Below are 25,466 nucleotides of genomic sequence, written 5' to 3' on the forward strand. Positions count from 1 at the left end.
ATTGGCTCTATTCAAAGGCTTACGCAAAAGCGGAAGACGGCAAATGTGATTGCGGGTTTCGTTTTCGTCCTTCGTGTGGTATAAAATGCGCCGCTTTCCGGGGATACCCCGCAAAGCTTAAATCCACACACGTGTCGACACGATGACCTGGGTGCCGGAGGCGAATGCCGCTGGTTGGTCATTGGGATACGTGGAGGCCAAACCCGACTTATTAAGGAACTATCATGTCCCAAGTCAATATGCGCGATATGCTGAAGGCCGGTGTGCACTTCGGTCACCAGACCCGTTACTGGAACCCGAAAATGGGTAAGTACATTTTCGGCGCGCGTAACAAGATCCACATCATCAACCTTGAAAAAACCCTGCCAATGTTCAACGAAGCTCTGACTTTCGTAGAGCGCCTGGCCCAGGGCAAAAACAAGATTCTGTTCGTCGGCACCAAGCGTTCCGCTGGCAAGATCGTTGCTGAAGAAGCAGCACGTTGCGGTTCGCCGTACGTCGATCACCGCTGGTTGGGCGGCATGCTGACCAACTTCAAAACCATCCGTGCTTCCATCAAGCGTCTGCGTGACCTTGAAGTGCAAGCCGAAGACGGTACTTTCGCCAAGCTGACCAAGAAAGAGGCGCTGATGCGCACTCGCGACCTGGAAAAGCTCGATCGTTCCCTGGGTGGTATCAAGGACATGGGCGGTCTGCCTGACGCACTGTTCGTTATCGACGTTGATCACGAGCGCATCGCGATCACCGAAGCCAACAAGCTGGGCATCCCTGTTATCGGCGTAGTCGATACCAACAGCAGCCCGGAAGGCGTTGACTACATCATCCCAGGCAACGATGACGCAATCCGCGCTATCCAGCTGTACATGGGTTCGATGGCTGACGCTGTAATCCGTGGTCGCAACCACGTTGCTGGTGGTACCGAGCAGTTCGTTGAAGAAGCTCCGGTAGCCGCAGCTGAGTAATTGACGCCCTGGCGTTGACTCAGTAAGCAAAAAGGGGGCTTGGCCCCCTTTTTGCCACCTCGAAAACCATTTGTTGGCGCCCACTTGTGGCAGCGCATCATTGCTCTGTAACGTGCAGCGGCCTACAACGGAGATTCGGGAAGAATTGATCGCCCGTTTGATCGGGTGGAATGGTTGAAAACCTATCCAAGAGGATTTTGAAATGGCAGAGATTACTGCAGCGTTGGTTAAAGAACTGCGTGAGCGTACCGGCGAAGGCATGATGGATTGCAAAAAGGCCTTGACCAAGGCCGGCGGCGACATCGAAAAAGCCATTGATGACATGCGTGCTTCCGGCGCCATCAAGGCTGCCAAGAAAGCAGGCAACGTCGCTGCTGAAGGCGCTATCGCTCTGGTTGAAGACGGTAAAGCCGCAGTTCTGCTGGAAGTGAACTCGCAGACCGACTTCCTGGCTCTGCAGGACGACTTCAAGGCATTCGTTGCTGCCAGCGTCAAGAAAGCATTCGACGACAAGCTGACCACCGTCGAGCCGTTGATCGAAGCTCAAGAAGCTGATCGCCTGGTACTGGTTGGTAAAGTTGGCGAAAACGTCAACATCCGTCGCCTGGCTCGCATCGAAGGTGATGTGGTTGGTGGCTACCTGCACGGCAACAAAATCGGCGTTGTGGTTGCCCTGAAAGGCGGCGACGTTGAGCTGGCTAAAGACATCGCTATGCACGTAGCGGCCAGCAATCCTGAATTCCTGCTGCCATCGGAAGTCTCCGCTGACGCAATCGAACGCGAAAAAGCCGTGTTCCTGAGCCTCAACGCTGACAAGATCGCCGGCAAGCCGGAAAACATCGTTGAAAACATGATCAAAGGCCGTATCAGCAAGTTCCTGGCTGAAGCGAGCCTGGTTGAGCAGGCGTTCGTCAAGAACCCTGAGATCAAGGTTGGCGAACTGGCCAAGAAAGCCGGTGCTGAAATCGTTTCCTTCACCTACTACAAAGTAGGCGACGGCATCGAGAAGCCGGTCGACAACTTCGCTGAAGAAGTTGCTGCCCAGCTGGCTGCCGCCAAGCAATAAGACAGTTTTTAACTGTCGCCCGAAAGAGGCTGCCCGCTCACGCGCGCAGCCTCTTTTCAAATGGGAAGGCCAATTTTATTTGGTTTCCCATCGGAACTGGCTTACAAAGCCGTGTTCCGATGGCGCTGTGATAGCGTCCAGCTAGAGTGAACGCAAGCCGTAAACGGCTCGCCAAGAATTTTTAAAAAATACGCCGCAGGAGAGATTCGCAATGGCTCAGCAGGGCAGTGGTTATCAGGCTCGCTATAAACGCATTCTACTCAAGCTTAGCGGCGAGGCCCTGATGGGCTCGGAAGAGTTCGGGATCGATCCCAAGGTACTCGACCGCATGGCACTGGAAGTCGGCCAGCTGGTGGGCATCGGTGTCCAGGTCGGCCTGGTGATCGGCGGCGGTAACTTGTTCCGCGGCGCGGCACTGAGTGCCGCGGGTATGGATCGGGTTACCGGCGACCACATGGGCATGCTGGCCACTGTGATGAACGCCCTGGCCATGCGTGACGCCCTGGAGCGTGCCAATATCTCGGCAATCGTGATGTCGGCTATTTCCATGGTCGGCGTGACCGATCACTATGATCGCCGCAAAGCCATGCGCCACCTGAACGCTAAAGAAGTAGTGATCTTTGCTGCCGGTACCGGCAACCCGTTCTTCACCACGGATTCGGCTGCTTGCCTGCGCGCCATCGAAATCGATGCTGACGTAGTGCTCAAGGCCACCAAGGTGGATGGCGTATACACCGCAGACCCATTCAAAGACCCGCATGCCGAGAAGTTCGATCATCTGACCTACGATGAAGTGCTGGATCGCAAGCTGGGCGTGATGGACCTGACGGCTATTTGCCTGTGCCGCGACCACAAGATGCCGCTGCGCGTATTTAACATGAACAAGCCCGGCGCCCTGCTGAACATCGTACACGGCGGCGCGGAAGGGACTCTGATCGAGGAAGGCCAACAATGATCAACGAAATCAAGAAAGACGCTCAAGAGCGTATGCACAAATCCCTGGAGTCTCTGGCCCATGCATTTGGTCAGATTCGTACCGGCAAGGCCCACCCAAGCATCTTGGGTAGTGTGATGGTGCCGTACTACGGTACTGACACCTCTATCACCCAGGTGGCCAACATCACCGTTAAAGACTCGCGCACCCTGCAAGTCGTGGCCTTCGAGCGCAACATGCTCGGCGCTGTCGACAAAGCGATTCAGAGCGCTGGCCTGAACCTCAACCCGACCAACCTGGGCGAGTTGTTGCTGATCTCCATGCCTGCCCTGACCGAAGAAACCCGCAAGGGCTTCACCAAGCAGGCACGCAGTGCGGCTGAAGATGCGCGGGTTGCAGTGCGTAACATCCGTCGTGATGCTTTGGGCGACCTGAAGAAGCTGGTCAAGGACAAGGAAATCAGCGAAGACGAAGAGCGTCGTGCCGTCGCCGATATCGATAAGCTGACCAAAGATGCCGAGGCCCAGATCACCAAGGCCACGGAAGAAAAAGAAAAGGACCTGATGGCCGTATAAGGGGTCAGGACGCCTTCATGGAAAAGACCAAGCAGACTGTGCCCTCCGCGGTGCCGCGCCATGTCGCGATCATCATGGATGGGAATAATCGCTGGGCGAAAAAACGCTTTATGCCGGGTGTTGCCGGGCATAAAGCGGGTGTCGATGCGGTGCGCGCCGTGATTGAGGTGTGTGCCGAGGCCAAGGTCGAAGTGTTGACTCTGTTTGCTTTCTCCAGTGAGAACTGGCAGCGGCCGGCCGAAGAAGTCAGCGCCTTGATGGACCTGTTCTTCAAGGCCTTGCGTCGTGAGGCCAAGCGCCTCAACGACAACAACATCAGCCTGCGCATCATTGGTGATCGCTCGCGGTTCCATCCGGAACTGCAAGCGGCCATGCGCGAAGCCGAGGCCATCACCGCGGGCAGCAACCGTTTTGTATTGCAGATTGCAGCCAACTACGGTGGCCAGTGGGATATCGCTCAGGCTGCACAGCGCCTTGCCCGCGAAGTGCAGGCCGGGCATCTGCGGCCTGACGACATTACGCCCGAACTGTTGCAAACCTGCCTGGTAACCGGCGACTTGCCGCTGCCAGACTTGTGCATCCGTACCGGCGGCGAGCACCGCATCAGCAATTTCCTGCTGTGGCAGCTGGCCTATACCGAGCTGTACTTCTCCGACCTGTTCTGGCCGGACTTCAAACACGATGCCATGCGTAATGCGCTGGCCGATTTCGCTTCCCGTCAGCGTCGCTTCGGTAAAACGAGCGAGCAGATCGAAGCTGGAGCCCGGGTTTAAATGCTTAAACAACGAATCATCACAGCATTGATCCTGCTGCCGATTGCCCTGTGCGGTTTTTTCCTGCTCGACGGTTCCAGCTTTGCGCTGTTTATCGGCCTGGTGGTGACCCTGGGTGCCTGGGAATGGGCGCGCCTGGCGGGCTTCAACGCACAGTTGCCGCGTGTGGCATACGCCGCGGTTGTGGCGCTGCTGCTGTTCCTGATGCATACCCTGTCGAGCATCGTCGTGCCTTGGGTATTGGGGGCGGCGGTATTGTGGTGGGCGCTTGCGACCTTCCTTGTGTTGACCTATCCGCGCACCAGTGGGCAGTGGTCCAGTGTTGCCAGCAAGCTGGTGATTGGCTTGTTGATTCTGCTGCCGGCCTGGCAAGGGTTGGTGGAAATCAAGAATTCGCCGATGGGCAACTGGTTGATCATGGCGGTGATGGTGTTGGTGTGGGGTGCCGATATTGGTGCCTATTTCTCCGGCCGTGCCTTCGGCAAACGCAAGCTGGCGCCCGCCGTCAGCCCAGGCAAGAGCTGGGAAGGCGTTTACGGCGGCTTGGCGTTGACGTTGCTGATCACGCTGGTAGTCGGTGTTGTACGTGACTGGTCGCTGAGCGAGATATTCCTGGCGTTGTTGGGTACAGCAATCGTGGTGTTTATTTCGGTGGTCGGCGACCTTACGGAAAGCATGTTCAAGCGTCAGGCCGGGATCAAGGACAGCAGCAATCTGCTGCCGGGCCATGGCGGCGTGCTGGACCGTATTGACAGTCTCACCGCGGCGATTCCGATTTTTGCCGTGCTGTTGTGGATGACTGCTTCGTGAGCCGCCTGCAGCAGGTGACCGTGCTTGGCGCGACCGGTTCGGTCGGGCTGAGTACGCTGGATGTGATCGCGCGACATCCTGACCGCTATCAAGTCTTTGCCCTGACCGGCTTTACGCGGTTGAGCGAGTTGCTGGCCCTGTGTGTGCGCCATGCGCCGCGTTTCGCGGTAGTGCCTGAAGCAACTGCCGCGCGAGGCTTGCAGGACGATCTGCGGGCCGCCGGCCTTGCCACACAAGTGTTGGTGGGCGAGGAGGGCTTGTGCCAGGTGTCGTCCGACGCCGAGGTGGATACGGTAGTGGCAGCCATTGTCGGGGCGGCGGGTTTGCGTCCGACACTGGCGGCAGTGGATGCTGGCAAGAAGATTTTGCTGGCCAATAAAGAAGCGCTGGTCATGTCCGGCACACTCTTTATGCAGGCGGTACGCAAGAGCGGCGCGGTGTTGCTGCCTCTCGACAGTGAGCACAACGCGATTTTCCAGTGCATGCCCGGTGATTTTGCCCGTGGCTTGAGCCAGGTAGGCGTGCGGCGGATTCTTCTTACGGCTTCCGGTGGTCCGTTCCGTCAAACTCCGCTGGCTGATCTTGAACATGTGTCGCCTGACCAGGCCTGCGCCCACCCGAACTGGTCCATGGGGCGCAAGATCTCCGTGGATTCGGCGAGCATGATGAACAAAGGCCTGGAGTTGATCGAGGCTTGCTGGTTGTTCGATGCGCAGCCTGATCAGGTCGAGGTGGTAATCCACCCGCAAAGTGTGATTCATTCCCTGGTCGACTACGTCGACGGTTCCGTGTTGGCGCAGTTGGGTAATCCCGACATGCGTACGCCGATTGCCAACGCTTTGGCCTGGCCGGAACGGATTGACTCCGGTGTTGCACCGTTGGATCTGTTCGCCATTGCTCGCCTGGACTTCGAAGCGCCGGACGAGCAGCGCTTCCCATGCCTGCGTTTGGCCCGGCAAGCGGCGGAGGCGGGTAACAGCGCGCCGGCCATGCTCAATGCGGCCAACGAAGTGGCTGTGGCGGCGTTTCTCGACCGGCGCATCCGTTTTCCGCAGATCGCGAGTATCATCGAGGACGTTTTGAGTCTTGAGCCGGTAGTGGCTGTGAATGATTTAGGGGCAGTGTTCGAGGCGGATACAAAGGCCCGTACCCTGGCCGGACAATGGTTGAACCGCAACGCGCGTTAGTCTGTGGGCAGGTTTTAGCCTTCAGGTACTGGATTGGAATGCGGAGAAATTAGATGAGTGCGCTCTACATGATTGTCGGCACCCTGGTTGCTCTGGGTGTGCTGGTTACCTTCCACGAATTCGGCCACTTTTGGGTGGCGCGTCGTTGCGGCGTCAAGGTACTGCGCTTTTCCGTCGGTTTCGGCATGCCGTTGCTGCGTTGGCACGACCGTCGTGGCACCGAGTTCGTGATTGCAGCCATTCCGCTTGGCGGCTACGTCAAGATGCTCGACGAGCGCGAAGGTGAAGTGCCTGCAGATCAAGTGGACCAGTCCTTCAATCGAAAGACCGTTCGTCAGCGTATCGCTATTGTTGCAGCCGGCCCGATCGCCAACTTTCTGTTGGCGATGGTGTTCTTCTGGATCTTGGCCATGTTGGGCAGCCAACAGGTACGCCCGGTGATTGGTGCGGTCGAGGCGGACAGCATGGCGGCCAAGGCCGGCCTGGTTGCTGGGCAGGAAATTGTTTCCATTGATGGCGAGCCGACCACGGGCTGGGGCGCCGTTAATTTGCAATTGGTGCGCCGCATGGGTGAAAGCGGCACCATCAATGTGGTGGTGCGCGAGCAGGATTCCACCACCGAAACGCCCCGTGAATTGGCGCTGGACCACTGGCTCAAGGGTGCGGATGAGCCTGACCCGATCAAGTCCCTGGGGATTCGCCCATGGCGTCCGGCGTTGCCGCCGGTGCTTGCCGAGCTCGATTCGAAAGGCCCGGCTCAAGCCGCAGGTCTGAAAACCGGCGACCGTCTGCTGGCGCTTGATGGTCAGGCGCTGGGCGACTGGCAGCAAGTGGTCGATCTGGTGCGTGTACGCCCTGATACCAAAATTGTGCTGAAAGTTGAGCGCGATGGTGCTCAAATCGACGTCCCTGTGACCTTGTCGGTTCGCGGGGAGGCCAAGGCAGCCGGGGGTTATCTGGGTGCTGGGGTGAAAGGTGTCGAATGGCCGCCCTCGATGGTACGGGAGGTCAGCTTCGGGCCGTTGGCCGCGATTGGCGAGGGTGCGAAACGCACTTGGACCATGAGTGTGCTGACCCTGGAATCGCTCAAGAAGATGTTGTTCGGCGAGCTCTCGGTAAAAAACTTGAGTGGGCCGATAACCATTGCTAAAGTGGCGGGCGCTTCTGCCCAGTCGGGTGTCGCGGATTTCCTGAATTTCCTGGCTTATCTGAGTATTAGCCTTGGAGTTCTGAATTTGCTGCCCATTCCAGTACTGGATGGGGGGCATCTGTTGTTTTATCTGGTCGAGTGGGTGCGTGGTCGCCCCTTGTCGGATCGGGTGCAGGGTTGGGGGATACAGATCGGTATCAGTTTGGTGGTCGGGGTGATGTTGTTAGCTCTGGTCAACGATCTGGGACGACTGTAACGCTTCGCTGAATTGCGAATCTGCCGCATTTTGCGGCAGTTTGTTTATTGCCAGTTGGAATAAGAAAGGACTTCATGAAACGTCTGCTGCTAACTGCGGTTCTCACCGTATTGATGATCGCCGAAGTTCACGCCGAGTCCTTCACTATCTCCGATATTCGCGTCAACGGCCTCCAGCGGGTTTCCGCAGGTAGCGTCTTTGGTGCCTTGCCGTTGAACGTCGGGGAACAGGCGGATGATCGTCGCCTGGTGGAATCCACTCGTGCGCTGTTCAAAACCGGGTTCTTTCAAGATATCCAACTGGGTCGCGAAGGCAACGTCCTGGTCATCACTGTCGTTGAGCGACCTTCCGTCGCCAGTATCCAGATCGAGGGTAACAAGGCGATCTCTACTGAAGACTTGATGAAGGGCCTCAAGCAATCCGGCCTGGCCGAGGGCGAGATCTTCCAGCGCGCCACCCTTGAGGGTGTGCGTAACGAACTTCAACGCCAGTACGTTGCCCAGGGCCGCTATTCAGCGACCGTGGAAACTGAAGTGATCCCGCAGCCTCGTAACCGTGTCGGCCTCAAGGTCAACATCAACGAAGGCACTGTGGCGGCGATTCAGCACATCAACGTGGTGGGCAACACCAAGTTCGCTGACGACGACCTGATTGACCTGTTCGAGCTCAAGACCACCAACTGGTTGTCGTTCTTCAAGAACGATGACAAGTATGCCCGTGAAAAGCTATCCGGTGACCTGGAGCGTCTGCGTTCCTACTATCTGGACCGTGGCTATATCAACATGGATATCGCTTCGACCCAGGTGTCCATCACCCCGGATAAAAAGCACGTCTACATCACCGTCAACGTCAACGAAGGTGAGAAGTACACCGTTCGTGACGTGAAGCTCAGCGGCGACCTGAAAGTACCGGAAGACCAGGTCAAGTCCCTGTTGCTGGTGCAGAAAGACCAGGTTTTCTCGCGCAAGCTGATGACCACGACCTCCGAGCTGATCACCCGTCGTCTGGGTAACGAAGGCTACACCTTCGCCAACGTCAACGGCGTGCCTACCCCGCACGATGATGACCACACAGTGGACATCACCTTCGTTGTCGACCCGGGCAAGCGTGCCTACGTGAACCGCATCAACTTCCGTGGCAACACCAAGTCTGCGGACGAAGTGCTGCGTCGTGAAATGCGCCAGATGGAAGGTGGCTGGGCGTCGACTTACCTGATCGACCAGTCCAAGACCCGTCTTGAACGCCTGGGCTTCTTCAAGGAAGTCAACGTCGAAACCCCGGCAGTACCGGGTGTGGATGACCAGGTTGACGTGAACTACGCCGTTGAAGAGCAGGCGTCGGGCTCGATCACCGCCAGCGTAGGTTTCGCACAGAGTGCCGGCCTTATCCTCGGTGGTTCGATTACCCAGAACAACTTCCTCGGTACCGGTAACAAGGTCTCCATTGGCCTGACCCGAAGCGAATACCAGAGCCGCTATAACTTCGGTTATGTCGACCCCTACTGGACAGCTGATGGTGTGAGCCTGGGCTACAACGCCTTCTACCGCACCACCGACTACAAAGACCTCAACGTTGACGTTGCAAGCTATGCGATCGACAGCCTCGGTGCCGGTGTCAATATCGGTTACCCGATCAGCGAGACTTCGCGCTTGACCTTCGGCTTTACCGCGCAGCAGGACAAGATCAAGACGGGTGTGTACACCACGGATGAGATCTTCGACTTCGTGCGCCGAGAAGGTGATCAGTTCCTGAACTTCAAGGCTTCGGTTGGTTGGTCGGAATCCACCCTGAACAAAGGTGTGCTGGCGACCCGTGGTCATTCTCAAAGCCTGACTGCAGAAGCCACCACGCCGGGCAGCGACCTGTCGTTCTTCAAGCTCGACTACCGTGGCCAGTTGTTCCAGCCGCTGAGCGATAACTACACCATGCGCCTGCACACTGAGCTGGGTTATGGCGATGGTTATGGTTCGACCAGTGGGTTGCCGTTCTACGAGAACTACTATGCGGGCGGTTTCAACTCGGTTCGTGGTTTCAAGGACAGTACCCTGGGCCCACGTGGTACGCCGAGCCGTGGTCAATCGGTAACCGGTAACCAAGGCACTACCGTTGACTCCAACAACGACCCTCTGGCATTCGGTGGTAACGTGCTGATCCAGGGTGGTGCGGAGCTTCTGTTCCCGCTGCCGTTCGTCAAGGATCAGCGTTCGTTGCGGACCTCGCTCTTCTGGGACGTGGGTAACGTGTTCGACTCCAAGTGCCAGCAGATCACCAACCCGAGTGGCGTGAAGTCGCAGACTGAGTGCAACGACATCAGCCTGAGCAACCTCGCCAGCTCCGTAGGTGTGGGTGTCACTTGGGTGACCGCGCTTGGCCCATTGAGCTTTGCTCTGGCCATGCCGATCAAGAAGCCGGATAACGCTGAAACCCAGATTTTCCAATTCTCCCTCGGCCAGACGTTTTAAGCGTCTGACCCAAGATAACGACAACGGATTCTGTAGGAGTACATCGTGCGTAAGTTGACTCAATTGGTTCTGCTGGCCACTGTGCTGGTAACCACACCGGCCTTCGCCGAAATGAAAATCGCCGTTCTGAACTATCAGATGGCTCTGCTGGAATCCGACGCCGCCAAGCGATACGCCGTGGATGCCGAGAAAAAGTTCGGTCCGCAACTGACCAAGCTCAAGACTCTGGAAAGCAGCGCCAAGGGCATCCAGGACCGTTTGGTAGCGGGTGGCGACAAGATGCAGCAAGGCGAGCGTGAGCGTCTGGAGCTTGAGTTCAAGCAAAAGGCCCGTGACTACCAGTTCCAGTCCAAGGAGCTGAACGAAGCCAAAGCCGTTGCTGACCGTGAAATGCTCAAGCAGCTCAAGCCGAAGCTCGACAGCGCAGTGGAAGAAGTCATCAAGAAAGGTGCCTTTGACCTGGTGTTCGAGCGCGGCGCCGTGATTGACGTCAAGCCTCAATACGACATCACCCGTCAGGTGATCGAGCGCATGAACCAGCTGAAGTAAGCCATGACCGCGACTATCAAACTCGGCGAGTTGGCCGAGTTCCTTGGGGCCACCTTGCGTGGCTCCAAGGAGAAAGAAATCACTGGGCTAGCCACCTTGCAGGAGGCTGGCCCAGCTCAGTTGAGCTTCCTCGCAAATCCCCAATACCGTAAATACCTGGTCGACAGCCAAGCAGCAGCCGTGCTGCTGAAGGCTGCCGATGCCGAGGGGTTTGCCGGGGATGCGCTGGTGGTTCCCGACCCTTACCTGGCGTATGCCCGGGCATCGCACCTGTTCGATCCAAAGCCTAAAGCTGCCGTCGGTGTTCATCCTTCAGCGGTGATTGCTGACGATGCCCAGGTCGATCCTGCGGCCAGCATTGGCGCCTTTGCAGTGATTGAGAGCGGTGCGCGTATTGCTGCGGGTGTCACGGTGGGCGCTCATTGCTTTATCGGCGCGCGCTGTGAAATTGGTGCCGATGGTTGGCTGGCCCCTCGCGTTACGCTTTACCACGACGTGCGTATTGGTGAGCGGGTGGTGATTCAGTCGGGTGCAGTGATCGGTGGTGAAGGGTTTGGTTTTGCCAATTCCAAAGGTGTCTGGCACAAGATTGCCCAGGTCGGCGGCGTACTGATCGGCGATGACGTGGAAATTGGCGTCAACACCGCGGTGGACCGTGGGGCCTTGGCCGATACCGTGATAGGTAACGGCGTGAAGCTCGATAACCAGATCCAGATCGCCCACAACGTGCAGATTGGCGATCACACCGCCATGGCGGCATGCGTCGGGATTTCCGGCAGCACCAAGATCGGCAAGCATTGCATGCTCGCCGGTGGCGTTGGGCTGGTGGGGCATATCGATATTTGCGACAACGTCTTCATTACCGGCATGACCATGGTGACCCACTCGATTACCGAGCCTGGCGCCTACTCTTCCGGTACGGCCATGCAGCCTGCGGCTGAATGGCGCAAGAGTGCAGCGCGCTTGAGGCAACTTGACGACATGGCTCGCCGCCTCAAACAGCTGGAAAAGCGTGTTGGGGACGTGACCCCTGGCGGTAATGCTTCATCAGAAGGCTGATACCATTTCCATATCAAGTGTGCACAGCCGCTAGACTGCCTCCTTGATTTGCTAGCGGGGCGTGCGTTTAGTCCGCCCGCCCCCAATCTTTATTACAGGCTTCCCCCCGAAATGATGGACATCAACGAGATTCGCGAATACCTGCCTCACCGTTACCCGTTCCTGCTGGTGGATCGTGTAGTGGACCTCAATGTCGAGGAAAAGCGCATTCGTGCCTACAAGAATGTCAGCATCAACGAACCGTTCTTCAATGGTCACTTCCCTGCGCATCCAATTATGCCGGGCGTGCTGATCATCGAAGCGATGGCCCAGGCTGCCGGTATCCTTGGTTTCAAAATGCTCGACCTCAAGCCTGCCGATGGCACGCTTTACTATTTCGTGGGCTCCGACAAGCTGCGCTTCCGTAACCCGGTCACGCCGGGTGACCAGTTGATCCTGGAAGCCAAGTTCATCAGTTGCAAACGCCAGATCTGGAAGTTCGAGTGCCAGGCCTCGGTGGACGGCAAGCCGGTGTGCTCCGCTGAGATCATCTGTGCGGAACGCAAACTATGAGTTTGATTGACCCTCGCGCAATCATCGATCCGTCGGCCGTTCTGGCCGCCGACGTTGAGGTCGGCCCCTGGTCGATCGTCGGCGCAGGTGTTGAAATCGGCGAGGGGACTGTCATCGGGCCACACGTGATCCTCAAAGGTCCGACCCGCATTGGCAAACACAATCGCATCTACCAGTTTTCCTCGGTAGGCGAAGACACCCCGGACATGAAGTACAAGGGTGAAGAAACACGCCTGGTAATCGGTGATCACAACATCATCCGTGAAGGCGTGACCATTCACCGTGGCACCGTGCAGGATCGTGCCGAAACCACCTTGGGTGACCACAACCTGATCATGGCCTATGCGCACATCGGCCATGACAGTGTGATCGGCAACCATTGCATCCTGGTTAACAACACTGCACTGGCTGGCCATGTGCACGTTGACGATTGGGCGATCCTGTCCGGTTTCACCCTGGTGCATCAGTATTGCCATATCGGCGCCCACAGCTTTTCCGGCATGGGGACGGCGATCGGCAAGGACGTTCCTGCATTCGTCACGGTCTTCGGCAACCCTGCCGAAGCCCGCAGCATGAACTTCGAAGGCATGCGCCGTCGCGGTTTCAGCGAGGACGCTATTCACGCCCTGCGCCGTGCCTACAAGGTGGTTTACCGCCAAGGGTTGACGGTCGAGCAGGCTCTGACCGAACTGACCGAGCCGGCAGCGTTGTTCCCGGAAGTCGCGGTGTTCCGCGACTCTATCCAGGCATCGACCCGCGGCATCACCCGCTGATCATGGCTAATCTGCGTATCGCGCTGGTGGCCGGTGAAGCTTCCGGCGATATTCTGGGCGCAGGCCTGATGCGGGCCCTCAAGGCCCAGCATCCTGCGGTGGAGTTCATTGGCGTGGGTGGCCCACTCATGCAGGCCGAAGGTCTGACTTCCTACTTTCCCATGGAGCGCCTCTCGGTCATGGGGCTGGTGGAAGTATTAGGCCGTCTGCGTGAGCTGTTGGCGCGGCGTAAGCTACTGATTCAGACACTGATCGAAGAAAGGCCTGACGTTTTTATCGGAATCGACGCGCCGGACTTCACCCTCAATATCGAACTCAAGTTGCGTCAGGCCGGTATCAAGACCGTGCATTACGTCAGCCCGTCCGTGTGGGCGTGGCGTCAGAAGCGCGTGCTGAAGATCCGTGAAGGCTGCGACTTGATGCTGACCTTGTTGCCATTCGAGGCCAGGTTCTACGAAGAGAAGGGCGTGCCGGTGCGGTTTGTCGGGCACACGCTGGCCGACACCATTCCGTTGCAAGCGGACCGCGCTGCCGCGCGTGCCGAACTGGGCTTGCCCGACGGCCCGCTCGTAGCGCTGATGCCGGGCAGTCGAGGTGGCGAAGTCGGTCGCCTGGCCAGCGTGTTTTTCGATGCGGCCGAACGCCTTCAATCCATGAAGCCTGGTATTCGCTTCGTCTTGCCGTGCGCGAGCCCGCAACGGCGTGCACAAATCGAGACGCTGCTTGAGGGGCGCAATCTGCCGTTGACCTTGCTCGACGGCAAGTCGCACCTGGCCCTCGCAGCCTGTGATGCGGTACTGATCGCCTCGGGCACAGCGACCCTGGAGGCGCTGCTGTACAAGCGCCCAATGGTCGTGGCCTATCGTCTGGCGCCGCTGACGTTCTGGATTCTGAAGCGCATGGTCAAAAGCCCTTACATTTCCTTGCCCAACTTGCTGGCCCAGCGCTTGCTGGTGCCTGAGTTGTTGCAGGACGATGCAACGCCTGAAGCGCTGGCGCAAACGCTACTGCCGTTGATCGACGGCGGTGAAGAGCAGACCCGTGGGTTTGACGATATCCACCGCACTTTGCGCCGTGACGCGTCGAACCAGGCGGCTGACGCCGTATTGACCTTGATCGGCCAAAAACAGGACGCTTTATGACAACGCAAATGGGCCTGGACTTCAGCCTGGTCGCCGAAGCTCACGCGCTGGTCGCCGGTGTTGACGAAGTAGGGCGCGGCCCGCTGTGTGGCGCCGTCGTGACGGCAGCGGTGATTCTCGACCCGAACCGCCCGATCCTCGGCCTCAACGACTCGAAAAAACTCACCGAGGCGCGCCGTGAAAAGCTCTACGACGAGATTTGCGAAAAAGCCCTGAGCTGGCATATCGCCCGTGCCGAAGTCGAAGAGATCGACGAGTTGAATATTCTCCATGCGACCATGCTGGCCATGCAGCGCGCGGTGGAAGGCCTGCACATCACCCCTAAACTGGCGATGATCGATGGCAACCGCTGCCCTAAATTGACGATGCCGTCAGAAGCCGTGGTCAAGGGTGACAGCAAGGTGCCGGCCATCGCCGCCGCGTCGATCCTGGCCAAGGTCAGCCGTGACCGTGAAATGGCTGCTTTCGAATTGATCTACCCCGGCTACGGTATCGGAGGCCATAAAGGCTACCCGACCCCCGTTCATCTGGAAGCCCTGGCTCGTCTGGGCCCGACGCCGATCCATCGGCGCTCGTTCGCCCCGGTTCGCCTGGCTTACGAGGCGCGGGAAAGCCTCAGCGAGGTTTAGTCGCGAGGCTGATGTTTTTGCCAAGGCCCGGTACAATCCGGCCTTTAAAGCGCAGTAGCTTTAAATGCCGGATTTCCGGGCTTTGTTGTTTCTACGTTTAAGACAGGATCACTATGCCGGCTTCATTCGTTCACCTACGCCTGCACACTGAATACTCCCTGGTCGACGGCCTGGTACGGATCAAACCCCTGGTCAAAACCCTGGTGGGCATGAATATGCCTGCGGTCGCGGTTACCGATCAGAACAACATGTGTTCCCTGGTCAAGTTCTACAAGAACGCCATGGGCGCCGGCATCAAGCCCATTTGCGGCGCCGACCTGTGGCTGTCCAACAAAGACCCGGATAACCCCCTGAGCCGCATCAGCCTGCTGGCGATGAACGGCGTGGGTTATCGCAACCTCACTGAACTGATTTCCCGCGGCTTTATCGACGGCCAACGTAACGGCTCGATCATTATCGAGCGCGAGTGGGTGGCCGAAGCGAGCGAGGGCGTGATCATGCTCTCGGCAGCCAAAGAGGGTGAGATCGGTATCGCGTTGCTGGGCGGCAACCCGCAGGAAGCCGAGGTGCTGGCCCGCGAGTGGATGCAGGTGTTCCCGGACCGCTTCTATCTGGAAGTCCAGCGCACCAATCGCCCCAATGATGAAGAGCACCTGCACGCTGCCGTGGCCCTGGCTGACAAGCTGGGCGCGCCGCTGGTCGCAACCAACGATGTGCGTTTTATCAAGAAAGAAGATTTCGAGGCCCACGAAACCCGCGTGTGCATCGGCGAAGGCCGGGCTCTGGATGACCCGCGTCGTTCGAAGAACTACAGCGAGGAGCAATACCTCAAAAGCGCCGACGAGATGGCCGAGTTGTTCAGCGACCTGCCCGAAGCCCTGGAAAACTCCGTCGAGATCGCCAAGCGCTGCAACATCGAAGTGAAGCTGGGCAAGCACTTCCTGCCCAACTTTCCGATTCCCGATGGCATGACCATCGATGAGTACTTCCGCAAGGTGTCGTTCGATGGCCTGGAGGAACGTCTATCCGTTCTGTTGCCCAAGGACACCACCGAAGACTACGACGCCAAGCGCCAGGTCTATGTTGATCGGCTGAATTTCGAGCTGGATATCATCATCCAGATGGGCTTCCCCGGTTACTTCCTGATCGTTATGGACTTTATCCAGTGGGCCAAAAGCAACGGCGTGCCGGTTGGCCCAGGCCGGGGGTCGGGTGCTGGTTCGCTGGTGGCCTATGTGCAAAAGATTACCGACCTCGACCCGCTGGAATATGACCTTCTGTTCGAACGGTTCCTGAACCCGGAGCGGGTTTCCATGCCCGACTTCGACGTCGACTTCTGCATGGACGGTCGCGACCGTGTCATTGAGTACGTGGCTGAGAAATACGGCCGCAACGCTGTAAGCCAGATCATCACCTTCGGTTCGATGGCGGCGAAAGCGGTAATCCGAGACGTGGCTCGAGTGCAGGGCAAGTCCTACGGCCTGGCGGATCGCCTGTCGAAGATGATCCCGTTCGAAGTCGGCATGACCCTGGAAAAAGCCTACGAGCAGGAAGAAATCCTGCGTGACTTCATCAAGGTCGATGAAGAAGCCGCTGAAATCTGGGACATGGCACGCAAACTCGAAGGCGTGGTGCGTAACGTCGGGAAACACGCCGGTGGTGTGGTCATCGCGCCGACCAAGCTGACCGACTTTTCGCCGATCTATTGCGATGAAGAAGGCGGCGGCCTGGTAACCCAGTTCGACAAGGATGACGTGGAGGCGGCCGGCCTGGTGAAGTTCGACTTCCTTGGCCTGCGGACCCTGACCATCATCGACTGGGCGCTCAAGACGATTAACCGCGAGCGCGCGAAGGTTAACGAAGAACCGCTGGATATCGCGTTTATCCCGCTGGACGACAAGCCTACCTACCAGTTGCTGCAAAAAGCCGAAACCACGGCGGTGTTCCAGCTTGAGTCGCGCGGCATGAAAGAGCTGATCAAAAAGCTCAAGCCCGACTGCCTGGAAGACTTGATCGCACTGGTGGCGCTGTTCCGTCCAGGCCCACTGCAATCGGGCATGGTGGACGACTTCATCAACCGTAAGCACGGCCGCGCCGAGCTGGCGTATCCGCACTCCGACTATCAGTACGAAGGCCTCAAGCCGGTACTGGCGCCGACCTACGGCATCATCCTGTATCAGGAACAGGTGATGCAGATTGCCCAGGTCATGGCCGGTTACACCCTCGGTGGTGCGGACATGCTGCGTCGCGCCATGGGTAAGAAAAAACCCGAGGAAATGGCCAAGCAGCGTGGCGGTTTCATTGAAGGTTGCGCCACGAACAATATCGACGCCGACCTCGCCGGTAACATTTTCGACCTGGTGGAAAAATTCGCCGGTTATGGCTTCAACAAATCCCACTCCGCCGCCTACGGCCTGGTCTCGTACCAGACCGCGTGGCTGAAAGCCCACTACCCGGCGCCGTTCATGGCCGCGGTACTCTCGGCGGATATGCACAACACCGACAAGGTCGTGACCTTGATCGAGGAAGTGCGCACGATGAAGCTGCGCCTCGACGCACCGGACGTGAACGCCTCGGAGTTCAAGTTCACGGTGAACGACGAAGGCCGCATCATCTACGGCCTGGGCGCGATCAAAGGTGTGGGCGAAGGCCCGGTGGAGGCAATCACCGAGGCGCGCCAGGATGGGCCGTTCAAGGACCTGTTCGATTTCTGTGCGCGGGTCGACCTCAAACGCATCAACAAGCGCACCCTCGATGGCTTGATCCGCAGCGGCGCACTCGATCGTCTCGGCCCGTACTTCCATGATGAGCCGAAGGCTTATCAGGCCAACATCGACCGCAACCGTGCGGTGCTGCTGACCGCCATGGAAGAAGCGATCAAGGCCGCCGAACAGACTGCCCGCACTCACGACAGCGGCCACGCCGACCTGTTTGGCGGGTTGTTCGTCGAAGCAGACGCGGACGTGTACGCCAACCACCGCAAGGCCAAGGAGCTGACCCTCAAGGAACGGCTCAAGGGCGAGAAAGACACCCTGGGCCTGTACCTCACCGGTCACCCGATTGACGAGTACGAAGGCGAAATCCGCCGTTTCGCCCGTCAGCGCATCATCGACCTGAAACCGGCACGGGACACCCAGACCGTCGCCGGCATGATCATCGCCCTGCGGGTGATGAAAAATAAGAAGGGCGACAAGATGGGCTTTATCACCCTTGATGACCGCTCGGGCCGGATCGAGGCGTCGCTGTTTGCCGATGCCTTCCACTCCGCCCAGTCGTTGCTGCAGACCGACGCCATGGTGGTGGTGGAAGGGGAGGTCAGCAACGATGACTTCTCCGGTGGCCTGCGCCTGCGGATCAAAAGGGTGATGAGCATGGAAGATGCGCGTACCAATTTGGCGGAAAGCCTGCGTTTGAAGGTCAAGACCGAAGCCCTCAAAGGCGATCAGCTACGCTGGTTGGGTGACCTGCTCAAACGCCACCGCGGCGCGTGCCCGGTGACCATGGAGTACACCGGCAATGATGCCAAGGCCATGCTGCAGTTTGGGGAGACGTGGCGAATTGATCCCGCTGATGGCTTGATTCAAGCTTTGCGTGACCAGTTCGGGCGAGACAACGTCTTCCTCCAATACCGTTGACGGTCAGATACGTCTGATCTCGACTGAACATTTAATCTCGACCTAAACGCGCCTCTCCCTTAAGGTAGGGCGCGAATAGACAACCGGCTGGCCAGGCACCCCTTGGCCGTCGACCCAAGACGGACGCTTATGAACCCGAATTTTCTTGATTTCGAACAGCCGATCGCTGACCTGCAAGCCAAGATCGAAGAACTGCGCCTGGTCGGCAATGACAATTCGCTGAACATCGGCGATGAGATCGCTCGCCTGCAAGACAAGAGCAGCACGCTCACCGAAGATATCTTCGGCAAGCTGACCAGCTGGCAGATCGCGCGTCTGGCTCGCCACCCGCGCCGTCCCTACACCCTGGACTACATTCAGCACATCTTCACCGAGTTCGACGAGCTGCACGGCGACCGCCACTTCTCCGACGACGCGGCCATCGTGGGCGGTATTGCTCGCCTGGACGACCAGCCGGTAATGGTCATTGGTCACCAGAAAGGCCGCGAAGTGCGCGAGAAGGTACGCCGCAACTTCGGCATGCCGCGCCCTGAGGGCTACCGCAAGGCCTGCCGCCTGATGGAAATGGCCGAGCGTTTCAAAATGCCGATCCTGACCTTCATCGACACCCCGGGTGCCTACCCAGGTATCGACGCCGAGGAGCGCAACCAGAGCGAAGCGATCGCCTGGAACCTGCGCGTGATGGCCCGCCTGAAAACCCCGATCATCGCCACCGTGATTGGTGAAGGTGGTTCCGGCGGTGCACTGGCCATCGGTGTTTGCGACCAGTTGAACATGCTGCAATATTCGACCTACGCGGTGATCTCGCCGGAAGGTTGCGCTTCGATCCTGTGGAAAACCGCCGAAAAAGCGCCGGACGCTGCCGAAGCCATGGGTATCACTGCCGATCGCCTGAAAGGCTTGGGCATCGTTGATAAAGTCATCGCCGAGCCATTGGGCGGCGCTCACCGTGACCCGGCTGCGGCTGCGGCGACCATCCGCGCTGAACTGGGCTCGCAACTGGCGATGCTCAAGAAGTTCGATAACGAGGCGCTGCTGGCCCGTCGTTATGAGCGCCTGATGAGCTACGGTCTCTGATCAAACACTGATCTGGCAGACAATGCAGTACTAATGTGGGAGCGGGCTTGTGTGGGGGCTGGCTTGCCTGCGATAGCATCAACTCGGTGTAACAAATAACCCGAGTTGCCTGCATCGCGGGCAAGCCCGGCTCCCACACAAGCCCGCTCCCACATTTGCTTTGTGTATGCTTGGCTACCGTATTCCAGTTCTGCGCCGGTATTTTTGATGACCCCAACTCTACCCGCCAAACTCCTGCAAACCCTGGCCCCGTGGCGCAACGCCCCGGCCTGGCATATCGCGTTCTCCGGTGGACTCGACTCCACCGTCCTGCTGCACCTTCTCGCCACCCTGGCAAACACCGAAACCCTTCCACCGCTCAACGCCATCCATGTCCACCATGGCTTGCAAGCTGCCGCCGACGCCTGGCCCGGCCATTGCCAAACGGTATGTGACGGCTTGGGCGTGCCCTTGCGGGTAATGCGCGTGCAAGTGCAATCGGGCGCCAGCCTTGAGCGAGCGGCGCGTGATGCGCGTTATCAGGCGTTTACCGAGGTAGCCGGGGCGGGGGAAGTGTTGCTCACCGGCCAGCACCGCGACGATCAGGCTGAAACCCTCTTGTTTCGTCTGCTGCGCGGGGCCGGCGTGCGAGGGTTGGCCGCAATGCCCGTGCATCGCCCGTTGGCGGATGGACACTTGGTGCGACCCTTGCTGGATGCCTCGCGTGCTGAGTTGGAGGCCTACGCCCAGCAACACCAGTTGACGTGGATCGAAGACCCTTCCAACGCCGATTCCCGGTTTTCCCGCAATTACCTGCGCCATCGTGTTGTCCCGGTGCTGGCGGAGCGTTGGCCTCAAGCGGTCGCAAGCCTGGCCCGCACCGCCGAACACCTCAGCGAAGCCCAAGGCCTGCTGGACGAATTGGCATTGATGGACCTGCAAGCCGCCGACCAACCCTCGTCATTTCCCTGGTTGTCCTTGCCGTCGTTGGCCCTTGCGCCGTTACGCGAGCTTTCCGATGCCCGTCAGCGCAATGCCCTGCGCCACTGGCTGAACCCTCTTACTCGTTTACCCGACAGCGATCACTGGGCCAGCTGGTATTCCCTGCGCGACGCCAAGGGCGACGCGCAACCGCAGTGGTGCCTGGCCGACGGCCAGCTGCATCGTTGTGGCGAGCGCATTTGGTGGCTGCCTTCCGCGTGGTCGGAATTTTCCGACACGTCAGTGAGCTGGTCGCAGCCGCAAAACCCTCTAGAGTTACCTGGCAATGGCCAGCTGAGATTTGCCGGCAAGGCCCCAACAGGCCCATTGGTGATCCGTTATCGTCAGGGCGGCGAAATCATTGACGTGCCAGGCCGAGGCCGGCGTGACCTTAAGCGTTTGCTTAACGAATGCGGGCTGCCGGGCTTCATGCGTGGCAGATTGCCGCTGCTCTATCAGGGCGAGCAATTGCTGGCCGTCCCCAGCCTTGCGGGGTTATGGGTGACATCGCCTGGCGACTGGCAATTACATTGGATGCCACAGAGATGCGATCAAGGTTTGAGCTGATAGAGCCTTTCCGGTAGACTACGCTCCCTTCTTGATACAACTTCTGTGGATTCGACTGAATCGCAGCAGTTGCCGATTACCAAGCAGTCTTTGCTGGGCGATTCCAAAAAATGTGTAGCGATCAACGTACCGGTGTTTCATTGCTGGTCTGTCACAACGCGGCGGTTTTTTTGAAAGGTGCACTGTGATTAATGCAGGTGATCGGGGGCTTCGGCCTTCCTTCGCTTTCCCCGGCGGCTCGGACCGCTTTAACGCAGACTTCTAGGGTTTTTCATGACGCGCTACATATTCGTCACGGGCGGTGTTGTTTCTTCATTGGGGAAAGGCATTGCCTCCGCTTCATTGGCGGCCATCCTGGAGGCGCGGGGACTTAAGGTCACCATGCTCAAGCTGGACCCGTACATTAACGTTGACCCGGGCACCATGAGCCCGTTCCAGCACGGTGAAGTGTTCGTCACACACGACGGCGCCGAGACCGACCTGGACCTGGGCCACTACGAGCGGTTCATCCGCACGACCATGACCCAGAACAACAACTTCACCACCGGCCGTGTCTACGAGCACGTGCTGCGCAAGGAGCGCCGTGGTGACTACCTGGGTGCAACCATCCAGGTGATCCCGCACATCACCGACGAAATCAAGCGCCGCATCATCAAGGGTGCAGGCGATGCCGACGTGGCGATGGTCGAGATCGGTGGCACCGTAGGTGACATCGAATCCCAGCCGTTCCTCGAAGCCATCCGCCAGTTGCGTTTCGAAGTCGGCGCCAAGCGCGCGATGCTGATGCACCTGACGCTGGTGCCGTACATCGCTACCGCCGGTGAAACCAAAACCAAGCCAACCCAGCACTCGGTCAAGGAACTGCGTTCCATCGGCCTGCAGCCGGACGTGCTGGTGTGCCGCTCCGATCACCCGATCGATATTTCCTCGCGTCGCAAGATCGCGCAGTTCACCAACGTTGAAGAGCGTGCGGTGATTGCCCTGGAAGACGCCGACACTATCTACAAGATCCCGGGCATCCTGCATTCGCAAGGCCTGGATGATTTTGTGGTCGAGCGTTTCGGCCTGCAGTGCAACGGCGCGGACCTGTCCGAGTGGGAAGCTGTGGTTGATGCCAAGCTCAACCCTGAGCACGAAGTCACCATCGCCATGGTCGGCAAGTACATGGAGCTGCTGGACGCGTACAAGTCGCTGATCGAAGCGATGAGCCACGCCGGTATCAGCAACCGTACCAAGGTCAACCTGCGCTACATCGATTCCGAAGACATCGAGAACCAGGGCACCGCCCTGCTCGAAGGCGTTGACGCGATCCTCGTTCCCGGCGGTTTCGGCCTGCGTGGTGTGGAAGGCAAGATCACCGCTGTGCAGTACGCGCGTGAAAACAAGGTGCCGTACCTGGGTATCTGCCTGGGCATGCAAGTGGCCGTTATCGAGTTTGCCCGCAACGTGCTGGGCTGGAAAGACGCCAACTCCACCGAGTTCGATCACGCCAGCGGCCACCCGGTCGTAGGTCTGATCACCGAGTGGGAAGATGCCACCGGCGCCGTTGAGACCCGTACTGAAAGCTCCGACCTGGGCGGCACCATGCGCCTTGGCGCGCAAGACTGCCTGCTCGAGCCGGGCTCGCTGGTTCACGATTGCTACGGCAAGGATGTGATCGTCGAGCGTCACCGTCACCGCTACGAAGTGAACAACAACCTGCTGCCGCAGATCAAAGAAGCCGGCCTGAAAGTCTCTGGTCGCTCCGGCGATGGCAAGCTGGTTGAAGTGGTCGAGGCGCCGGATCATCCGTGGTTCGTGGCGTGCCAGTTCCACCCTGAGTTCACCTCGACCCCGCGCGACGGTCACCCGTTGTTCACCGGTTTCGTTAAAGCAGCACTGACGCAACATCAGAAGAAGGCGTAAACCTGATGGCCCAGAAGATCATTCGCGTAGGCGACATCGAGATTGCCAACGACAAGCCCATGGTGCTGTTCGGCGGCATGAACGTGCTGGAAAGCCGCGACATGGCGATGCAGGTCTGTGAAGAGTACGTCAAGGTGACCGAGAAACTCGGTATCCCTTACGTGTTCAAGGCCAGCTTCGACAAGGCCAACCGTTCGTCCGTGACCTCCTATCGCGGCCCAGGCCTTGAAGAAGGCATGCGGATCTTCCAGGACATCAAGCAAGCCTTCGGCGTGCCGATCATCACCGACGTCCACGAGCCTGAACAGGCTGCCGTGGTCGCCGAGGTGTGCGACATCATCCAGCTGCCGGCCTTCCTGTCGCGCCAGACCGACCTCGTGGTCGCCATGGCCAAGACCGGCGCTGTGATCAATATCAAGAAAGCCCAGTTCCTCGCGCCTCAGGAAATGAAACATATCCTGAGCAAGTGCGTGGAAGCGGGTAACGACCAGTTGATCCTCTGCGAGCGTGGTTCGAGCTTCGGCTACAACAACCTCGTGGTGGATATGCTCGGTTTCGGCATCATGAAGCAGTTCGAATACCCGGTGTTCTTCGACGTGACCCACGCGCTGCAAATGCCCGGTGGTCGTGCCGATTCCGCTGGCGGGCGGCGTGCCCAGGTACTGGACCTGGCCAAGGCCGGCATCAGCCAGTCTTTGGCGGGCCTGTTCCTGGAAGCCCACCCGGACCCGGACAACGCCAAATGCGACGGTCCCTGCGCCCTGCGCCTGGACAAGCTGGAGCCATTCCTGGCCCAGCTCAAGCAGTTGGACGAACTGGTCAAGAGTTTTCCGACGGTAGAGACCGCGTAAGCGCCATTTCTCCGGTAGACTTTCCCTCGCTTTACGCTCAGGCCTGCGGGCCTGAGCCTTGTCGCCTGCAAGCCTGCCCCGTTGTTCCACCCTTGCGGTCGGTCAAAAGATTTCCTTCAGCTGCGTCGTTTTCGTCAACTTTGGAGTGTTTACAACAATGGCAAAAATCGTCGACATCAAAGGTCGTGAAGTTCTCGACTCCCGTGGCAACCCCACCGTCGAAGCCGACGTGCTTCTCGATAACGGCATCATCGGCAGCGCCTGCGCGCCGTCCGGTGCTTCTACCGGTTCGCGCGAAGCGCTGGAACTGCGTGATGGCGACAAGAGCCGTTACCTGGGCAAAGGTGTACTCAAGGCTGTAGCCAACATCAACGGCCCGATCCGTGACCTGTTGCTGGGCAAGGACCCGCTGGACCAGAAAGCCCTGGACCACGCGATGATCAAGCTCGACGGCACCGAAAACAAAGGCAGCCTGGGCGCCAACGCCATCCTCGCCGTGTCCCTGGCCGCTGCCAAGGCCGCCGCACAGGATCAGGACCTGCCGCTGTACGCCCACATCGCCAACTTGAACGGCACTCCGGGTGTGTACTCGATGCCGGTGCCGATGATGAACATCATCAACGGTGGCGAGCACGCTGATAACAACGTCGACATCCAGGAATTCATGGTGCAGCCGGTTGGCGCCAAGACCTTCTCCGAAGGCTTGCGCATGGGCACCGAGATTTTCCATCACCTCAAAGCTGTGTTGAAGGCCCGTGGCCTGAGCACCGCCGTGGGTGACGAAGGGGGTTTCGCACCGAACCTGGCGTCCAACGAAGATGCACTGAAAGTGATCTCCGAAGCCGTGGCCAACGCTGGCTACAAGCTGGGCACCGACGTGACCCTGGCCCTGGACTGCGCCGCGAGCGAGTTCTACGAGGACGGTAAATACAACCTGGCCGGCGAAGGCCATGTGTTCACCTCCGAAGGGTTTGCTGACTACCTCAAAGGCCTGACCGAGCGCTACCCGATCATCTCGATCGAAGATGGCCTGGACGAGTCTGACTGGGCGGGCTGGAAAGTCCTCACCGACAAGATCGGCGAGAAAATCCAACTGGTCGGCGATGACCTGTTCGTGACCAACACCAAGATCCTGAAAGAAGGCATCGACAAGAAGATCGCCAACTCGATCCTGATCAAGTTCAACCAGATCGGCACCCTGACCGAAACCCTGGAAGCCATCCAGATGGCCAAGGCCGCGGGCTACACCGCCGTGATCTCGCACCGCTCCGGCGAAACCGAAGATTCGACCATTGCCGACCTGGCAGTGGGCACCTCGGCCGGCCAGATCAAGACCGGTTCCCTGTGCCGTTCCGACCGCGTTTCCAAGTACAACCAATTGCTGCGTATCGAAGAGCAACTGGCAGGTAAAGCCAAGTACAACGGTCGCAGCGAGTTTCGCGGCTGAGTGTTAAATGGTAAAAAGTCGACGGGTTGCGTCGGAAAAATCTCGATAGAGTGAATTTCGACGCTAATCTGATGGCTATCAAGCACAAGCCTGGTTCATCCAGGCTTCGTGCTATCAGTTGCTTCAAAAGTTTTGCATGGCTGTC

21 protein-coding genes are annotated in these 25,466 nt (G+C 58.7%); all 21 read left to right on the forward strand.

Going from position 1 to position 25,466, the window contains the following annotated elements; translation table 11 throughout:
• Window positions 1–224: 224 nt before the first annotated feature.
• The 21 genes from rpsB to eno all read left to right on the forward strand — a co-directional run bounded on the left by rpsB (window position 225) and on the right by eno (window position 25,321).
• Window positions 225–962 (forward strand): 30S ribosomal protein S2, encoded by a 738-nt coding sequence (gene rpsB / locus A7J50_RS07055; RefSeq protein ID WP_003219330.1) that lies wholly within the window; start codon window positions 225–227, stop codon window positions 960–962.
• Between the two features lie 202 nt (window positions 963–1,164).
• On the forward strand, window positions 1,165–2,028 hold the full coding sequence (tsf, locus tag A7J50_RS07060; protein ID WP_058412423.1) for a translation elongation factor Ts: 864 nt from the start codon (window positions 1,165–1,167) through the stop codon (window positions 2,026–2,028).
• A gap of 211 nt (window positions 2,029–2,239) precedes the next feature.
• Complete coding sequence (pyrH, locus tag A7J50_RS07065; protein WP_003172271.1) at window positions 2,240–2,983, forward strand: UMP kinase; 744 nt, start codon at window positions 2,240–2,242, stop codon at window positions 2,981–2,983.
• The gene (frr, locus tag A7J50_RS07070; protein WP_064451152.1) at window positions 2,980–3,537 is read left to right on the forward strand and encodes a ribosome recycling factor; all 558 of its coding nucleotides are present in this window, start codon (window positions 2,980–2,982) and stop codon (window positions 3,535–3,537) included. Before pyrH ends, frr begins: the two co-directional genes overlap by 4 nt.
• 17 nt (window positions 3,538–3,554) lie before the next feature.
• Window positions 3,555–4,310: a polyprenyl diphosphate synthase gene (gene uppS / locus A7J50_RS07075; protein ID WP_064451153.1), complete on the forward strand. Its 756-nt coding sequence runs from the start codon at window positions 3,555–3,557 to the stop codon at window positions 4,308–4,310.
• Entirely contained in the window at window positions 4,311–5,120 is an 810-nt protein-coding gene (locus tag A7J50_RS07080; RefSeq protein WP_064451154.1) for a phosphatidate cytidylyltransferase, read from the forward strand.
• Window positions 5,117–6,307 (forward strand): 1-deoxy-D-xylulose-5-phosphate reductoisomerase, encoded by a 1,191-nt coding sequence (gene ispC, locus A7J50_RS07085; RefSeq protein ID WP_064451155.1) that lies wholly within the window; start codon window positions 5,117–5,119, stop codon window positions 6,305–6,307. Before A7J50_RS07080 ends, ispC begins: the two co-directional genes overlap by 4 nt.
• A gap of 53 nt (window positions 6,308–6,360) precedes the next feature.
• On the forward strand, window positions 6,361–7,713 hold the full coding sequence (gene rseP / locus A7J50_RS07090; protein WP_064451156.1) for a sigma E protease regulator RseP: 1,353 nt from the start codon (window positions 6,361–6,363) through the stop codon (window positions 7,711–7,713).
• A 74-nt stretch (window positions 7,714–7,787) separates the two neighbouring features.
• Window positions 7,788–10,175: an outer membrane protein assembly factor BamA gene (gene bamA, locus A7J50_RS07095; RefSeq protein WP_064451157.1), complete on the forward strand. Its 2,388-nt coding sequence runs from the start codon at window positions 7,788–7,790 to the stop codon at window positions 10,173–10,175.
• Between the two features lie 45 nt (window positions 10,176–10,220).
• Window positions 10,221–10,724 (forward strand): OmpH family outer membrane protein, encoded by a 504-nt coding sequence (locus A7J50_RS07100; RefSeq protein WP_003189173.1) that lies wholly within the window; start codon window positions 10,221–10,223, stop codon window positions 10,722–10,724.
• A gap of 3 nt (window positions 10,725–10,727) precedes the next feature.
• Window positions 10,728–11,783 (forward strand): UDP-3-O-(3-hydroxymyristoyl)glucosamine N-acyltransferase, encoded by a 1,056-nt coding sequence (gene lpxD / locus A7J50_RS07105; protein ID WP_064451158.1) that lies wholly within the window; start codon window positions 10,728–10,730, stop codon window positions 11,781–11,783.
• Window positions 11,784–11,894: 111 nt separating this feature from the next.
• The gene (fabZ, locus tag A7J50_RS07110) at window positions 11,895–12,335 is read left to right on the forward strand and encodes a 3-hydroxyacyl-ACP dehydratase FabZ (RefSeq protein WP_003172281.1); all 441 of its coding nucleotides are present in this window, start codon (window positions 11,895–11,897) and stop codon (window positions 12,333–12,335) included.
• Window positions 12,332–13,108, forward strand: coding sequence for an acyl-ACP--UDP-N-acetylglucosamine O-acyltransferase (lpxA, locus tag A7J50_RS07115; RefSeq protein WP_053254744.1), 777 nt, complete (start codon window positions 12,332–12,334; stop codon window positions 13,106–13,108). The genes fabZ and lpxA overlap by 4 nt, the downstream gene beginning before the upstream one ends.
• 2 nt (window positions 13,109–13,110) lie before the next feature.
• On the forward strand, window positions 13,111–14,250 hold the full coding sequence (gene lpxB, locus A7J50_RS07120) for a lipid-A-disaccharide synthase (protein ID WP_064451159.1): 1,140 nt from the start codon (window positions 13,111–13,113) through the stop codon (window positions 14,248–14,250).
• Window positions 14,247–14,879: a ribonuclease HII gene (gene rnhB, locus A7J50_RS07125; protein WP_064451160.1), complete on the forward strand. Its 633-nt coding sequence runs from the start codon at window positions 14,247–14,249 to the stop codon at window positions 14,877–14,879. The genes lpxB and rnhB overlap by 4 nt, the downstream gene beginning before the upstream one ends.
• Before the next feature lie 113 nt (window positions 14,880–14,992).
• Entirely contained in the window at window positions 14,993–18,514 is a 3,522-nt protein-coding gene (gene dnaE, locus A7J50_RS07130; protein WP_064451161.1) for a DNA polymerase III subunit alpha, read from the forward strand.
• Window positions 18,515–18,643: 129 nt separating this feature from the next.
• Entirely contained in the window at window positions 18,644–19,591 is a 948-nt protein-coding gene (locus A7J50_RS07135; RefSeq protein WP_064451162.1) for an acetyl-CoA carboxylase carboxyltransferase subunit alpha, read from the forward strand.
• A gap of 207 nt (window positions 19,592–19,798) precedes the next feature.
• Window positions 19,799–21,118: a tRNA lysidine(34) synthetase TilS gene (gene tilS, locus A7J50_RS07140; RefSeq protein ID WP_064451163.1), complete on the forward strand. Its 1,320-nt coding sequence runs from the start codon at window positions 19,799–19,801 to the stop codon at window positions 21,116–21,118.
• A gap of 273 nt (window positions 21,119–21,391) precedes the next feature.
• Window positions 21,392–23,023, forward strand: coding sequence for a CTP synthase (locus A7J50_RS07145; RefSeq protein ID WP_064451164.1), 1,632 nt, complete (start codon window positions 21,392–21,394; stop codon window positions 23,021–23,023).
• A gap of 5 nt (window positions 23,024–23,028) precedes the next feature.
• Window positions 23,029–23,874: a 3-deoxy-8-phosphooctulonate synthase gene (gene kdsA, locus A7J50_RS07150; RefSeq protein WP_064451165.1), complete on the forward strand. Its 846-nt coding sequence runs from the start codon at window positions 23,029–23,031 to the stop codon at window positions 23,872–23,874.
• Between the two features lie 157 nt (window positions 23,875–24,031).
• Window positions 24,032–25,321 (forward strand): phosphopyruvate hydratase, encoded by a 1,290-nt coding sequence (eno, locus tag A7J50_RS07155; RefSeq protein WP_064451166.1) that lies wholly within the window; start codon window positions 24,032–24,034, stop codon window positions 25,319–25,321.
• The last annotated feature ends 145 nt before the right edge of the window (window positions 25,322–25,466 follow it).

Origin of the sequence: Pseudomonas antarctica (assembly GCF_001647715.1) — a bacterium.
In the GTDB taxonomy this organism is placed as follows: Bacteria; Pseudomonadota; Gammaproteobacteria; order Pseudomonadales; family Pseudomonadaceae; genus Aquipseudomonas; species Aquipseudomonas antarctica_A.

Bases quoted from the DNA above. Each gene is read 5' to 3' on its own strand.
- rpsB (WP_003219330.1), top strand. From the start codon at position 225: ATGTCCCAAGTCAATATGCGCGATATGCTGAAGGCCGGTGTGCACTTC.
- tsf (WP_058412423.1), top strand. From the start codon at position 1,165: ATGGCAGAGATTACTGCAGCGTTGGTTAAAGAACTGCGTGAGCGTACC.
- pyrH (WP_003172271.1), top strand. From the start codon at position 2,240: ATGGCTCAGCAGGGCAGTGGTTATCAGGCTCGCTATAAACGCATTCTA.
- frr (WP_064451152.1), top strand. From the start codon at position 2,980: ATGATCAACGAAATCAAGAAAGACGCTCAAGAGCGTATGCACAAATCC.
- uppS (WP_064451153.1), top strand. From the start codon at position 3,555: ATGGAAAAGACCAAGCAGACTGTGCCCTCCGCGGTGCCGCGCCATGTC.
- A7J50_RS07080 (WP_064451154.1), top strand. From the start codon at position 4,311: ATGCTTAAACAACGAATCATCACAGCATTGATCCTGCTGCCGATTGCC.
- rseP (WP_064451156.1), top strand. From the start codon at position 6,361: ATGAGTGCGCTCTACATGATTGTCGGCACCCTGGTTGCTCTGGGTGTG.
- bamA (WP_064451157.1), top strand. From the start codon at position 7,788: ATGAAACGTCTGCTGCTAACTGCGGTTCTCACCGTATTGATGATCGCC.
- lpxD (WP_064451158.1), top strand. From the start codon at position 10,728: ATGACCGCGACTATCAAACTCGGCGAGTTGGCCGAGTTCCTTGGGGCC.
- fabZ (WP_003172281.1), top strand. From the start codon at position 11,895: ATGATGGACATCAACGAGATTCGCGAATACCTGCCTCACCGTTACCCG.
- lpxA (WP_053254744.1), top strand. From the start codon at position 12,332: ATGAGTTTGATTGACCCTCGCGCAATCATCGATCCGTCGGCCGTTCTG.
- lpxB (WP_064451159.1), top strand. From the start codon at position 13,111: ATGGCTAATCTGCGTATCGCGCTGGTGGCCGGTGAAGCTTCCGGCGAT.
- rnhB (WP_064451160.1), top strand. From the start codon at position 14,247: ATGACAACGCAAATGGGCCTGGACTTCAGCCTGGTCGCCGAAGCTCAC.
- dnaE (WP_064451161.1), top strand. From the start codon at position 14,993: ATGCCGGCTTCATTCGTTCACCTACGCCTGCACACTGAATACTCCCTG.
- A7J50_RS07135 (WP_064451162.1), top strand. From the start codon at position 18,644: ATGAACCCGAATTTTCTTGATTTCGAACAGCCGATCGCTGACCTGCAA.
- tilS (WP_064451163.1), top strand. From the start codon at position 19,799: ATGACCCCAACTCTACCCGCCAAACTCCTGCAAACCCTGGCCCCGTGG.
- A7J50_RS07145 (WP_064451164.1), top strand. From the start codon at position 21,392: ATGACGCGCTACATATTCGTCACGGGCGGTGTTGTTTCTTCATTGGGG.
- kdsA (WP_064451165.1), top strand. From the start codon at position 23,029: ATGGCCCAGAAGATCATTCGCGTAGGCGACATCGAGATTGCCAACGAC.
- eno (WP_064451166.1), top strand. From the start codon at position 24,032: ATGGCAAAAATCGTCGACATCAAAGGTCGTGAAGTTCTCGACTCCCGT.